The organism is Priestia sp. D3YE.R1, from assembly GCF_049199565.1.
GTDB lineage: Bacteria > Bacillota > Bacilli > Bacillales > Bacillaceae_H > Priestia > Priestia aryabhattai.
Map to the genome: position 1 here is coordinate 1,860,860 of NZ_JBLTHW010000001.1, position 16,232 is coordinate 1,877,091.

Sequence of the window (16,232 nt, forward strand, 5' to 3'; positions counted from 1 at the left end):
TCTTGTGTGAATAAAATCGTTACCGGTACCGAAAAGAAGCTATTAAATATATTATCAATTAATCAAAAACAACTTTCTTTGCTTGAAAATATAAATATAATTTTAGAAACTGTTGAAAAGCAGAATACATTTTTGAATCTTGTAAGACAAGAATTTAATATTCTTTTGACTTCTGACATTATTCAAGTTCATTCCACTGTGGAAAAATTGGCTGCTTTTATAGATATGCTTCTCGATATGAGAGAAGATGAAGAAGATAAACCAATGAAGCTTGGACAAAATAAAGGCATACTTTCTCACAATCAAGATCGAATGTATCTGTTCGATAGATTTGAAAATCAGAGAATGCTCTATAACATGCCATTTAAATTTATTTTGAATGGCATGGTAGATGTTAAAACTCTACAACTTGCACTTAATAACATAATAGAACGTCATAAAATTTTGAGGACTAATTTCAAAAGAAAAGATCATGAAATTTTTCAAGTGGTAAATAAAGCTGATATTAATTTAATAGTATATGAAGATTGTCGCAATCTAAATTTAGATGAAGCTAAATTAAGGGTTAATTCTTACCTCAATAAAGAAATAAAAAAGTGTTTTGACTTAGAAAACGATTTACTTTTCAATATGAAATTATTTCAGTTTGAGGAAGATAAATATTATTTAGCATGTAATTTCCATCACATCATTTTTGATGGAGTATCATTTGAGATATTTTTCAAAGAACTAATGAGAGTTTATGAATTGCTCCAATTAGGAAAAAGTGACAAGATACCTCCAATAGAAATGCAATATTTAGATTATGCTAGTTGGCAAAAGCGATGGATTAAAAAACACGTTTCTGAATGTGGTGAATTTTGGAAAAAATATTTACGGCATGAGGAAGAACCTTTGGCGCTTCCTTATGATTTTCAACGTCCCAAAACAACTTCGTATTTGGGAGATAGATTGGAATTAGTAATTCCCAATGAACTGCGTTTATTAATAGAAAAAGTAACAAGAAGTAGCAATACAACTTTGTTTACTTTTATGGTAACTGCTTACCAGACATTTTTAAGTCAATATACAGGAAAGGATCAAATTACTGTTGGCAGCACAGTGGCAAACCGTGGACAAGAAGATTTTGCTCACACAATTGGCTGCTTTGTAAATACGCTTCCTTTTAAAATAACAGTAGAAAATGAGGCGTCATTTCGTAAAATCTTACAGAAGAATAAAAAAATAATATTAAATTTATTGGAACAACAACATTTCCCATTTGAAAAAATTGTTGAAGCTGTAAATCCAAAGCGAGATTTAAGCTATTCTCCTCTCTTCCAAACGGCATTAGCAATGGAAGATAAATTTGAGGAAAGTTTCAGCAATTCATTCTTCTGTATCAAGAAAGAAGAATTTAATGTTCCTTTTTCAAATTATGATCTTATTCTTAAAGTAAAGAATTCTCATCAACTAGTATTGGAGTTTGAATATTCTACTGAACTGTTTCAACATAATACAATTAACAGGCTTATGAAAAGTTTTAAGAAATGGTTATTTCAAATTTGTGAAAATATAGAAGCTCCACTTTGTCAATTAGAGTATTTAGATAATGATCAATTAAATCTACTATTATCTAAATGGCAAGGGGAAGCCGCGGAAATAAATCCGAAAGATACCATTGTTTCTATTTTTAAAAAAGTTGTTAAAAATTCCCCGTATAAAATAGCTGTTGTAGATGATAAAAAAACTATCACTTACTTAGATTTAGATAAAAAGTCAGATGTAATTGCAAACTTAATTAAAAAACGTGTAAAAGGTGAGGTCAATAAGGTTGGACTACATGTAAATAGATCCATTGATATGATAATTGGTATGTTAGGAATCATTAAGGCAGGATGTGCCTACGTACCTTTGGATCCTAAGTTACCTAGTGAAAGACTAAAGTATATTATTAAAAACTCCAAACTAGATATATGTATTACGAATCAAGATTCGAACGCGTCTAGTATAGAAAAAGTTAAAAATAGAATATGTCTTAAGAAGATAAGTTACGAAGTTACAAAATCTCATTTAAAAAAACTATGCCCTTCAGACCCGGCTTATATTGTTTACACTTCTGGAACTACCGGAAAACCAAAAGGAGTGATGATAACTAATAGAGGTGTAGTAAATTTAATTAGGAGTCAAAGAAAATATTTACAGCTTAATGAGGCTTCACGGGTATTACAATTTGCTACTTTTAATTTCGACGCTTCAATTTACGAAATATTCGGAAGTTTATTAAATGGAGCAGAATTGCATATTGGAAATAACCAAGAAGAAATGTTTGATTTATATGCACTTGAAAAGCAAATTATAAATGACAAATTAACTCATCTTGTATTACCACCTGCAGTATTAAAAGAATTAAATATAAATAATTCTAGTGTTGAATATATTGGCTCCGCAGGATCGGAATGTCCAACAGATTTGCCTAGCAAATATAAAAATGTAAATTTTTATAATGCATATGGTCCAACAGAATATTCTGTATGGAGTACATTTAAATTATTTAAAGCAAACGACAGCACACAAACAAAAAATAAGAAGGTTTCTATTGGGAAACCAATATTGAATACAAATATTTATGTATTGAACCCCTATCAAAAGCTTGTTCCTATAGGTGCAATAGGTGAAATATATATTGGGGGTAAAGGATTAGCTACCGAATATATAAATAATCGAGAATTAACATTAGATAAATTCATTGAAAATCCGTTTAAAGTAGGAGAGCGTTTATATCGAAGCGGTGACCTTGGAAGGTTTACAGAGAATGGTGAATTAAATTTTTTAGGACGCATAGATAATCAAATAAAAATAAGAGGGTTTCGAGTCGAGCTTGATGAGATCCTGATTACCCTTAAGCAATTTCCAACAATAAACGACGCATTTATCAAGATTAAAGATCATCCAGAAGTTAATAAACAAATTATTGCTTACTTTAAATCAAATCAACAAACAGATTTGGATCAATTAAAAAACTTTTTAAAAGAGAGATTACCAGCTTACATGATTCCCACGTTTATTATACAAGTGGATAAATTCCCTTTAAATACCAATGGGAAGATTGATTCGTCTAAATTTCCAGAACCTGAAATTAGAATTAGCACAGAATTAAAAGAACCTAAGACAGGTAATGAGAAAATTCTTCTTGAAATTTTTAAGCAGGTATTAGGAATAAAAAGGTTAAGTATTCATGATAATTTTTTTGAACTTGGAGGAGATTCAATACAAAGTATTCAAATATGTTCCTTAGCTCGACAAAAAGGTATTACTATTAATCCTAAGTCTATTTTTGAAAACCAAACAGTATCTGAATTAGCTTCTGTTGCAACATACGAAAATAAATTAGTAATTAAGCCCGTAGAGACAGAGGGATATGTAAAATTGACCCCAATTCAAGAATGGTTTTTCGCAGAACATCAGAAGGCTATTAACCATTGGAACCAATCAGTAGTCTTTAAAAAAGAAGTGTGTGGAAAAGAAGAGGATATTGAAAACATTCTATCTCAAATAGTAAAGCATCATCATGGGTTATCAACCTTATTTGAAGAGCATGATAATAAATATGTAGGGTTTTTAAACAAAAAGAAAAAAACCTGGGAATTAATTTATAAAGATATTCATCATTTAGACGAAGAAAAGCAACTAAAAAAGAGGAATGAATGGGAAAAAAAGATACAAAGTTCATTGAACATAAAAAATGGACCTATTATGAAAATGCTTGTTTTAAAAGAACAAACGAACAGATACCGCTTTTTTTGGGTAATTCATCATTTATTAGTAGATGCTGTCTCTTGGAAAATCTTACTTGAAGACTTTAATTATCTTCATAACCAATTATTAAATGACAAAGTTGGAAAGTTACCAACTCAAACATCCTCATTTAAAGATTGGTCCAACTTTTTAAGAAAATACGATAAATTCCATTTAAACCCTAAAACAATTCACTATTGGAAAGAGAAAACAAATAGTGAAATCTCAGAATTTAAGCTGACGGAAAGCTTTGTATCAAAAGATGAAATAACAGTAGAAAAATCATTTGATAAGAATGAAACAGATTTATTAGTTTTGAAATTAACTGGTCAATCCAAAGCCACTATTGAGGAAGTTTTATTATCATTCATTGTAAGTGGATTGAACCGTTCTTTTGAAATAAATGATTTCTGGATTGAAATAGAAGGACACGGTCGAGAGATGTTAGATGAGAATGTAGATGTCACCAGAACGGTAGGATGGTTTACTGTAATATATCCTATTCTTCTATGTTCAGATACGACATTTTCTGGTACTTTAAAACACACTAAAAATGCAATTAGAGAAATCCCAAATAAAGGATTTGATTATAGTGTAATTAAGTATTTACGTCCGGGAATTATTAGTGACCCGGATGCTCATGTTACCTTCAACTACTTAGGCAAACTTGATTCTCAATTTGAATCGTCTAATAGTAAGGATTTTGGAGAGTTTGAAAACAAACCGAGGCTTCACTTCTTAGCTTTCATTCAGGAGGGAAAATTAACTATAAAAATCATTTCAAAATTAGATCAGAAACGAATAGGTCAATTAATAAAAAGTATAGATGAAATTGTAAAAGAAGTAATCCAATCTCAAGATGATCAAAGCGCCTTAATGGAAAGTGATTTTCCAGATGCTGTGGTTACCGAAGATGATTTGTTGCACATATTAAACTCTATTAATTAAAAATAATTGGATAATTGATAGTAGAGGTTGATTCAATTATCCAATTAACAATATCGGGAGGGATAAAATTGGAGAAATTAATACAAAACATCTATTCATTAACTCCGCTTCAAGAGGGAATTCTTTATGAGCTTAAGATGGAGAATTCAAAAAAGAACTTATACATATCCCAGATGCAAATTAAAGTAACAGGTGAGCTTGAGGCAAATACGTTACTTAGGGCCTGGAATGAAGTTGTAAATCGTCATGAAGCATTAAGAATGAAAGTTATATCTGAAAATGTTGAAAACAGCGTACAAGTTGTTTTCAATACAATCGACTATCAACCCGCAATCATCGATATAACGAACTTCAATGAAAAAGATCAGCTCAAAGAAATACAAAGAATATCTTTTGAATCTAGGCAAATGGAAGTTAACAACTCTAAGTTAATGAAATTTCAGATAGTAAAACTTAAAGAGAGTGAATTTATTATAATTTGGACCCACCATCATATTATTTTAGATGGATGGAGTACAAGCATTGTTATCAAGGAGTTTTTCGACATTTATAACAAAATGATAAGTAAGAATTCAAAAGGGACTATTTCAAGATCTAAACAGTACGGCGATTTTATTCGATTTATAAATAAAATGAAGAAAGAAGATTTAAACGATTTTTGGGAAAATAAAGTTAAACATATAGACCAACCAACCATTACTTTCCCTGTTAATACACAAATAGAGGAAAAGCAGAGAGAGAATAATATCTTTTGGGAAATAGATAAAAAGCAAAGTAAGATTTTAAGAGATTTTGCAGCCGAAAACCATGTAACAGTTAATGTTTTATTACAACTAATATGGTCGATAGTCTTAAAAAAAATTTCGCATCAGGATCAAATAATATTTGGGATTGTGAGTTCTGGTAGATCGAGCGATTTACCAAAAGTAGAGGAAATCGTAGGTTTATTAATTAACACTCTTCCAATGATAATAGAGGTTAAAAATACAGACTCTATCGTTAAAGTGTTAAAACAATCACAAAAAACATTAAACGACATTCTCTATTTTTCACAAGTGTCCTTGGCAGACATCAAAAGATATACTAAGTTAAAAAAAGAAAATCCGTTATTTGAATCTTTATTTGTTTATGAAAATTACCCAGAAGCTAAAAGTGAAAATTCCGCTATTCAGTGGGAAATAAAAGATGGAACAGAATTACACAGCTTTCCTTTATCATTACAAGCTCAAGATAATAAAGAAACGATTAAATGTAAATTATTTTTCAATCCAAGCTGCTTGGAGAATACATTTTCAGAAAAAATAAAGGAAGCATTTATGCAGATTACTAAACAAATCACAAAAGCTCAGCATATCAATGAAATTTCTATTAAAGTTGACTTCCCAATGGTAAAAAACATCATTAACACTAAAGATGAAGAGTCCTTTGATGCTTCCAAGTCTAAAGTAAATATTGATGAAAACCTTAGAAGATTATGGGAAGAATTCTTTAAAGGGAGCGAGATTCATCAGGATTCTGACTTCTTCCAATTAGGTGGCCATTCAATAATGGCTATGAAGTTTATATCTAAAATAAATAAGTCGCTCAATACCAATTTGAAATTAAAAGATTTATTTGAAAATCCAACGCTACATTTGTTGAATTTGAAAGTATATCCAGAAAAAGTCCATGAGTACGAACTAGGGCAGAATGTTATATCAACTGTTGAATATGCCTTTAAGGAAATATTATCCATAAGTTCCGTTAATAAAAATGCTGATTTTTTTGAGTTGGGTGGCCATTCTCTTCTAGCTATGAAATTATTGACAAAACTTAATAAACAGCTTAATCATAGCCTAACTCTCAAAGATATTTTTCAACATTCAACAGTTCTTTCCCTGTCTAAATATATCATTGATCAGATCCCGCATACTAGTGAGAGTGATATTGAGGAAATTAAATCAGAAAGCTATACTCTGTCTAGTAACCAAGAGGCTTTGTGGTTTGACCAAAAACTAAACGGTAATACAACTAATTATAATATTCCTCAAAAATATATTCTTACTGGAAAGGTGGATATTAGCCTTCTAGAAAAAGCGTTGAATCAAGTAATTAACAGACATGAAATTTTAAGAACCGTAGTTTATGAAAAAGATGGGAAAGGCTATCAAGAAATACAAGAAAATTTACACTGCAAAATAAAAGAAATTGATCTATCCAAAGTGAATACAGAAGATCAAATCAATCAAATTTCCCAAATAGAAGAAGAAGTAAAATTAAAGATCTTTGAGATTGAAAAAGGCCCTCTCCTATCAATTACACTAGTTAAATTAAAGGAAGAAAATTTTATTCTATTTGTTAACCATCACCATTTCGTATTTGATGGATGGTCAGTAGGTATCTTTTTCGATGAATGGTTATCGTTTTATGATAAAGTAATGAATCAAGAAGAAATTTCTGCAAATAAAAATTTTTTGCAATATAAAGACTTTTCTTTAAAACAGAAAGAATGGTTAAAACGTAATTTTGAACAAGAAATGCTTTTTTGGAAAAGACATTTAAGAGGAAACCTACCAAAATTAGAACTTCCCTTAGATGCTGTTCGAAAAAAGAAAAGTCAAAATAAAGGGAATAGTTTCATCGTAGAATTAGATAAAAAAGAACTTCAAGCTTTAAAATTGTTATCACTGGAAAAAAATTCAACTTTGTTTATGACTTTGCTAACAATGTATCAATCTTTTTTAGGGAGATATACAGGTCAAAACGATGTAATTGTTGGAAGTTCTTTAGCAAATAGAATACTTCAAGATACAGAGCGATCGATTGGTTATTTTGTTAATACGCTACCTTTCAGACTAGAAGTGGAACCTAAGGAGACTTTTGGGGACATTTTGAGAAGAAATACTAAACATATTATTGATGTATATGATCATCAGCAAATGCCTTTAGAAAAAATTGTAGAGGGTATTAATCCTGATAGGACTTTGGCGAACAGCTCTTTATTCCAAACTGTTTTCATCTTACAAAACAATGCCAAAGCTAAATTTCAAAGTGAATATGTGAAGTTACAACCTGAAGTTATAACTTCTAATGGAGCAAAATTTGATTTAAGTTTGGCTGCAGAAGAATATGAAGATAAGCTTTTGTGTGCTTTTGAATATAATTCAGAAATTTTCAATGAAAATACTATTCGATTGTTAAGTGAAAACTTTTTATCATGGGTTAAATCTATTATTATCCAACCTGACCTTTCATTAAATCAGATTTCCGTTATAAGTAAGAGCCAAGAGAACGTTTTAATGGATTACGGGCAAGGTGAAACTATTTCATTTGAGGGAATTGACGCTTCTATCCCAGAAGAATTTTACAAAATTGTGAAAAAATCCTCTGCTAAAATCGCTATTGTTGATGGTATAAAACGTATTACATACCAAGAATTGAATGAAATGAGCAATCAAATCGCATGGTATTTACTGAAAAAAGGAGTATCCAAAGAAGAGAAAATCGGGATATATGCAAATAGGTCTATTGATATGGTTGCAGGGATGTTAGGAATCATCAAAGCAGGAGCGGCTTATGTTCCTTTAGATCCACATTATCCAGAGGAAAGGTTAAACTATATTATTCAAGATGCGTCTATTTCATATTGCTTAACCCACGAAAATTTAAAAGAAAAAGGATTAATTAATTCTTCTAAAGCTATCTGTTTTGAGGATATTGAGAGAGAAGCCCCTATGTTAAGGAGCGAAAACCTATATATTGCAAGTCGTAAAAATCTAGCATATGTAATCTACACTTCTGGAACAACAGGACGACCAAAAGGGGTCATGATAGAGCATCGTGGAGTTATTAACTTAGTATTTAATCAAAATGAAATGATGTGCTTAAATTCGTCAGCTAAAGTTCTGCAATTTGCTACTTTTAATTTTGATTCTTCTGTGATTGAAATTTTTAGTTCCCTATTATTTGGTGCTGAACTTCATATAAGTATAGATAAAAAAAACCAATTTGATATAAATAAACTAGTGGAACAAATAAAAAAAGAAAAGATTTCTCATATTATTTTACCGCCCGCTATTTTGAAAGAAATTCCAATCATGGAACTTCCAAGTATTAAAGTGTTAGGATCTGCAGGTTCAGAATGCCCAGTAGACTTAGTTTCAAAATTCAAGCATATATCTTTTTTTAACGGCTATGGTCCAACTGAATATTCGGTATGTACAAGTTATAAGATATTTCCGCCAAATGAAGATAAAACGAGCGAGTTTGTTGTTCCTATTGGAAAGCCTTTGTCTAATACTACTGTATTTATACTAGATAAAAATAGAAAGTTAGTGCCACTAGGCTCAGTCGGAGAACTTTACATTGGAGGAATTGGGTTAGCAAGAGGTTATTTAAATAATGAGAAGTTAACAAATAAACGATTTATATGTAATCCCTTTAATCCTTCTGAGAGATTATACCGAACTGGCGATTTAGTTAAATTTAATAGGGACGGAGAATTAATTTATATTGGCAGGACGGATGATCAAGTAAAACTACGAGGATACCGTGTAGAGTTATCTGAAGTTAACATTTCTTTACAGCAGATAGAAGGAATTAAAGATAGTTTCACAACAGTAGTACAAGACAAGTTTGGGAATAAAAGGCTTATGGCTTACTATATGGTAGATAATAATATTTCAGAAAAGGTCATTAGAAAACAATTAAGAGAGACACTTCCTAATTTTATGATTCCTTCTTATTTTATGAAACTGGACATCTTTCCTCTTACTCCGAATGGAAAGATTGATAAAAAGGCGCTCCCTAAATGGGATGAAAAAGTTAAAATTCAAAGTCATTCACTGGATGCAGAAAAATTATCTGAGATAGAAATGAAAATTTTGAACATTTGGAGAGATGTTTTAAATAATCCATTAATAGGTTCAAAGGATAATTTCTTTGATTGTGGTGGAGACTCAATTATTAGTATTCAAATTTGTTCTGCTGCAAAAGAAAAGCAATTATTCTTTACCCCAAAAGACATATTTGAATATCAAACAGTGCATGAATTAGCAAACATTGTTCAAGAACAAGCACAAAATACGGTTGTACAAGAAAAAATAGTAGGTTGTGTTCCGTTAACACCTATTCAATCTTGGTTTTTTAATGAAGAGCATAAAAATATTCACCATTGGAATCAATCTATTGTATTAATGAAGAAAAATGAAATGTCAACCGAAAAATATAAAAAAGTCGTTGAGAAGTTAGTAGATCATCATGATGTTCTACGAACGTATTTTGAAAAACAAGATGGGTTATATATTGGTAATATTAGAGATTATAATAACACTTTTGATTGTATCGAATATCACATGTCTGATCTTAAAGAAGGAAACAATTTAAAAAGAATAAAAGAATTAGAAGATGTAGCTCAACAGAGTTTGAATATACACAATGGTCCCATGATGAAGGTACTTCTTTTCAGAGACAAAAAAGAAGTAAGAGTTTTTTGGGTAATTCATCACCTTCTAGTTGATGGAGTTTCATGGAGAATCCTTCTCGAAGACTTTGAAAGATGCTATCAACAGATGAAGAACAACGAGGAACTTTTCCTCCCTCTCAAAACAACTTCTTACAAAAAGTGGTCTGAGGAGCTTAATCGATACGGGAACATGAAACCATCAGAAACAGTTGTTCAATATTGGGAGAAAGAAATTAATAAGCCTGTTTCACCTACTGCAATAAACTTAGGAGAAAACTGCGACTTCGAAGATATATTTAAAATAGAAGTTGATGTACCTCAAACACAAAATCTAATTAAAAATACACTAAGGAAATATAAGACAACAATTGACGAATTATTATTATCTGTCATTGCACGTGTATTTGCCAGTAAACTAAATATCAATGATTTTTGGATTGATCTGGAAGGTCATGGTAGAGAAAACATTACAGATCACATCGATCTCACAAGAACGGTAGGTTGGTTCACCTCTATGTATCCTATAAGAATTGAAGGAAAAGCATCTCTGGGATCGACCTTGAAAAGCACAAAACATATATTAAGGAATGTACCAAATAAAGGGTTTGACTTTGGGGTTCTTAAGTATATTTCTAATCAAAACTATAGCTACCCTACAAGTATTATCAGTTACAACTATCTAGGCCAATTTAATAATCTAGAAGATGTAGTGCATACTGAGAGTAGTAATATTGATTTAAGTTATAAGTTTTCATCTAAAATAAATTTTGTTGTAAGTATCGTAAACAATAAACTTATTGTAAATATCATTGGGGATACAAACAATACAAACTTCCAGTTATTTTGCAAGGAATTTAAGTCAAAGCTAAATCTTATCTTAAACGGACAGCTAAATTTAAACGATGCTGTTGTCGCAGCAGATTTTGATTCGGAAAAAGTAGTTGATGAAAGTACTATTAATTATTTTATTAACAGATTTAAAAATATTGAAGACATTTATCCCGTGACTTCACTTCAAGAGGGTATGTTATTCCATAGTGAAATAGCTCAAAGTTCGGAGTACATTTCACAACTCTCTTTTGATCTAAAAGGTGACCTCAACCTTGATAAATTAGAAAGAGCCTGGAATGACACTTGTAGAAAATACGAAATACTAAGGTCTGTCTTTAGGAGAAATCATATAGGCGACCGTTATCAACTCATTCTTAATGATATCTATTACGTGTTTAATCATATGGATCTACAGAATATTAAAGGTAAGGAGTTAAAAGAAAGGGTAGATAACTTATTATTACAAAGCAGAGAAAGGCAAATAGATTTAGAAAATGGACCACTTATGACTGTAACATTAGTTAAACTATCGGATTCCCACTACAAATTCGTTTGGACACATCATCACGCTCTGATAGATGGTTGGAGTTTACAGATCGTTATTGGCCATTTTATAGATAGTTATCACAATTCCTCTCTTACTTTATTAGATACTGGAGAACATCATCGACGTGCGTACAAACAATTTATAAAGAATGTACAAAATATTAATAAAAATGAGGAAGCAGCTTTCTGGAAATCAGAGCTAAAGAGTATAAATGAAGTTAACGCAATTGCAAACAAGGTCACAGTTGACAAAGCTACTGCCTTAAATCAGGTTATTGAATATAGCTTATCAGAAACTTTGACAGAAAAGTTAATAACAGTAGCCCAAAACAATAGGGTGACCATCAATACAATAGTTCAAGGTGTTTGGGGAATTGTTCTCTCCTATATTAATAATAGCAATGCTATATGTTATGGTATTACAAGCTCTGGAAGAAACTCTAGTATTTCTCATATCGAATCAGCTGTGGGATTGTTAATTAATACACTTCCATTCTCTATGAAAGTTGATTTTGAATACAACTTATCTTCATACTTTGCGGACATTCAAAATAAGCAACTAAAAATGAGAGATTATGAATCTAGCTCATTAACAGATATTAAGCAATATGCTCAGATTCCATGGGATAAGGAATTATTTCAACAAATTTTTGTTTTTGAAAATTATCCTAGCACAGAATTCAAAAGGAATTCAGACATAACAATTGAAAATTCTGCTGGAGATGAGTCAACAAATTTTAACCTTACCTTCTCTGCAGCAATAGTGAATTCTAAATTGCGGTATAAAACTATCTATAAAGATAATATCTTTGATGAAGATAATGTCTTACGTGTAATGAATTCAATGGAAACTTTATTTTTCAAGCTTACTAAAGATGGAAATGTAACTATTAATGACTTACTAAATGACTTGAAAGTTGAGGCGCTATAATGAATAAATTTACGACAATGGATAAATTAATGTCAATAACTGAAGCTTTTAATAAAATAATAGATGGCAAGCAAAATAAAGTTGCTTTATGTACAAATGTACATAAAGTGACTTATGAAGAATTAGATACTCTCTCTGACAAACTTGCTCAAAAAATTATTAGCTTAGGAATTCAAAAAGAAACAATGATAGGAATTCCCGCTCAAAGATCCATTGAACTTGTTATAGGAATGCTTGCAATTATAAAATCTGGCTGTTGTTATGTTCCAATAGATGGAAAGTATCCATTAAAAAGATTAGAATATATAACTTCAGATACATGTATGGACTTTTTCTTATCCTTTGGTAACTATGAAGAGGACTTTAGCAATCTAGGCCTTAAGCCAATACATTTTGATTTAAGTGAATTAGACGGAATGCCACATATTCCTGTCAATCTTTCGTCACCTAATAGTTTGGCATATGTCATTTACACTTCTGGAACGACAGGAAATCCAAAAGGTGTAATGATAGAACAAAGTAGCGTAGTTAATTTGGTACTAAACTCAAAAATTCTTGAAATAAATGAAAATAATAATGTAGCCCAATTTTCTAATCCTTGTTTTGATGCAGCTACTTTTGAAATATGGGGAGCGCTATTAAATGGTGCTACTTTATTCTTAATGCCGAACGAATATACTTCTTTTGAGGATTGGAAAGAAGCAATATCTTTTGGAAAAGTAGATATCGCTTTTTTTACAACTGGACTGTTCAATGCAATGATAGATGAAGATCCATTCATATTTAAAGGTTTAAGTAAAATTGTAGTAGGTGGAGATAAAATATCTATTTCTCATGTAAATAAATTAAAAACAGCACTTAGTAATGTTTCTGTAATTAATGGTTACGGGCCTACAGAATGCACAACATTCTCTATTTGCCACGAAGTTGACGATATAGATATAGACGTCATTCCAATTGGAAAGCCATTAAAAAACGTTAATATAAAAATTTTATCAGAAGATAAAATTGAAGTAAATGAGGGAGAATTAGGTGAGCTTTATATTAGTGGTCAAGGGGTAATGAGAGGTTATTTAAATCAACCAAAGTTAACAGAAAAAGCTTTAATTGTAGATGAATTACATCAGATGAAGTGGTATAAAACGGGGGATTACGGCATTAAGTTAAGTAGTGGAAACATCCTCTACAAAGGAAGAAAAGATAGCCAAGTGAAAATTCGGGGTTTTAGAATTGAACTAAACGAAATTCAAGAGAAACTTGATAAATATTCTCTCATTGAAAACTCGGTGGTTATTGTTAAAAATATTAATAATGAGAAATATATTGTGGTTTATTATAAATACCTAGGAGTAGATGAGAAAAGGATCGAGAAAGATATAAAAGAGTATTTAAATACCGAATTACCCAATTACATGATTCCTCATTTCTTTGTTAAAGTCAATGATTTTCCTCTTAATCATAACGGTAAAGTAGACAAAGAGAAATTATTAGAAATCAATATAAAGCAAATTAATACCTCTGAAGTTAATGAAGTGGAGGGACGGAAAAAAGAAGTATTAGAAATATGGAGAAATGTATTAGGAAACAAAAATTTAGGATTAAACGATAACTTCTTTGAAAATGGCGGTCACTCTATTTTAGCTACTAAACTAGTCTATGTAATGAAAGAAACTTTATTACCAGAAGCGACTTTACAAATGGTATTAGAAAATAATACAGTTAATAAATTCGTAGGCGCCCTCGAAGCTAAATTATCAGGCAGCATGCAAGAAGTTCTAGAAAAAGACTCTAAGCTAAGTGAGTCTATAGGAGAGAAAATAAGAACAATAAGCAAGCAATCAATTATGTTTAAAAAAAACATCTTGCTTACTGGTGGGACAGGGTTTTTAGGTGCACATTTATTACACAAATTGTTGTTAGAGATTGAAGATATCAAAATTTATTGTTTAGTTCGATTCCCTTCAAAAAACAGACTAAAAGATGCATTAATAAATTACAGTCTTTGGAAGGATGAATTTGAAAGCAGAATAGTAGTAATTGAGGGAGACTTTAGTAAAACCCAATTTGGTTTAGATAATATGACATATGAAAAATTAAGTAATGACGTCTCTCATGTTTACCATATAGGAGCCGAAACTAATTTTTTTGAACCGTATAATAAATCGAAAATAGCAAACGTAGATGGTGTAAATGAAATTATTAAATTTGCGTGCTCTAACACTCGAAAAAATATTTATTATGCCTCAACACTTTCTGTATTAACTGGAGAAAGAAAGTGGGATGAGGAAGATAAATTAGTTTATTCATCAGATTTAATGATTGGATATAGTCAATCTAAATGGGTTGCTGAAAAATTACTGCTTCAAGCAAAAGATGCTGGATTAGAAATTGATATCTTCCGCTTGGGAAGAATTTCATCTAACTCTGTAAATGGGGTTTGGAACGAAAAAGATATGTTATATAAAGTTTTTCAATCTTTTGTAGACGAAAGAATATTACCTTTTGAAAGCGAAATTTATTTTGAATTAATGCCTGTTGATTTTGTAAGTGAATTTATTTATAAAGTTTCCAGAACAACTCGAAATGATAAACTAGGAATCTATCACTTATATAACAATCAAAAGATTTCAAGCCGACTAATAACTGCTTTCTTTGAAAAATATAAGATTTCTTACAATAATATGAATTTGGAAGAATGGTTACAAGTACTTAAAGAAAAAACTAAATCTGATCAAATTCATTCTCTGAGTGCCTTGTCACAATTAATTGATGAATCTACTAAATTAAAAGAATCAGAGATTCATCAATTTAAAACCCAAGAGGAATTAGACAAGCTATTTATACAAATGCCGATAATCGACTTAAAGTACATTGAAAATTTTATGAGATATATATTGAAATAATTGTTTTCCTAGTAAAGGAGAAAAAAAGATGAGTAGACTAAAGCTTTTTTGTTTTCCGTATGCTGGAGGGAGTTCCTCTTTTTACAGGGAATGGAAATTTAATAGTCAGGATATTGAAGTTATACCAATGGAGTATCCAGGCCATGGCCGGAAATATGGTGAGTTATTGTGTAATAATATCTCCCAATTAACAGATCTCTTATTGGAAGAAATGAACGAAAAATATCATATAGATTCGCTAGAAAATATTTCCTTTTTCGGACATAGTATGGGGGCAATAGTAGCGTATGAAATTGCGATGAAGTTAGAAGAAAGATTTGATAACAGCGTAGAGTACTTATTTTTATCTAGTAAATCATCTCCAAATCATAAACTGGAGCACATTGATTTTTCTAACATACACAAGTTAAAACAATCGTTGAGAAAAATGGGAGGGACAAATGAAGAACTTATGGAAACAGATGATTTCATGAATTTATTTCTTCCAATTATCCAATCAGATTTGAATATGTTGTTAAATTATGAAGAAACTAAGCGACCTAAGAAGTTAAATAGTAAAGCAATTCTATTATTGGGCTCAGAAGATTCTGTTTCAAAAGAAAGTGTGGAAAGTTGGAACCAATACATTACACATATTAAGGAACTGTATATTTTAAAAGGTGATCATTTTTACTTGAATCACAATCAAGATACTGTATTAAAAATTGTTAGAAATTATTTGGTTAATCATGAAGCTGGACTTGTTATTTAAATAGCCCTGTGCGGTATAAAATAGTAAAACCATTATAAATGGTTACTTGAAATTAAATTTAAACTTCACAGTAAATAAAAGATATAGAGATTTTAACAAAAA

At 30.6% G+C, this 16,232-nt stretch carries 4 protein-coding genes; all 4 read left to right on the forward strand.

From position 1 onward, the window contains the following. Positions 1 to 6: 6 nt before the first annotated feature. The 4 genes from ACOZIR_RS10025 (at position 7) to ACOZIR_RS10040 (ending at position 16,130) form a co-directional block, all read left to right on the forward strand. On the forward strand, positions 7 to 4,725 hold the full coding sequence (locus tag ACOZIR_RS10025; RefSeq protein WP_415382514.1) for an amino acid adenylation domain-containing protein: 4,719 nt from the start codon (positions 7 to 9) through the stop codon (positions 4,723 to 4,725). 68 nt (positions 4,726 to 4,793) lie between these two features. Beyond that, the gene (locus ACOZIR_RS10030) at positions 4,794 to 12,476 is read left to right on the forward strand and encodes an amino acid adenylation domain-containing protein (protein ID WP_415382516.1); all 7,683 of its coding nucleotides are present in this window, start codon (positions 4,794 to 4,796) and stop codon (positions 12,474 to 12,476) included. After that, entirely contained in the window at positions 12,476 to 15,379 is a 2,904-nt protein-coding gene (locus tag ACOZIR_RS10035) for a non-ribosomal peptide synthetase (RefSeq protein ID WP_045295048.1), read from the forward strand. The genes ACOZIR_RS10030 and ACOZIR_RS10035 overlap by 1 nt, the downstream gene beginning before the upstream one ends. 28 nt (positions 15,380 to 15,407) lie before the next feature. Continuing rightward, positions 15,408 to 16,130: a thioesterase II family protein gene (locus ACOZIR_RS10040; RefSeq protein WP_045295046.1), complete on the forward strand. Its 723-nt coding sequence runs from the start codon at positions 15,408 to 15,410 to the stop codon at positions 16,128 to 16,130. Positions 16,131 to 16,232: the final 102 nt, after the last annotated feature.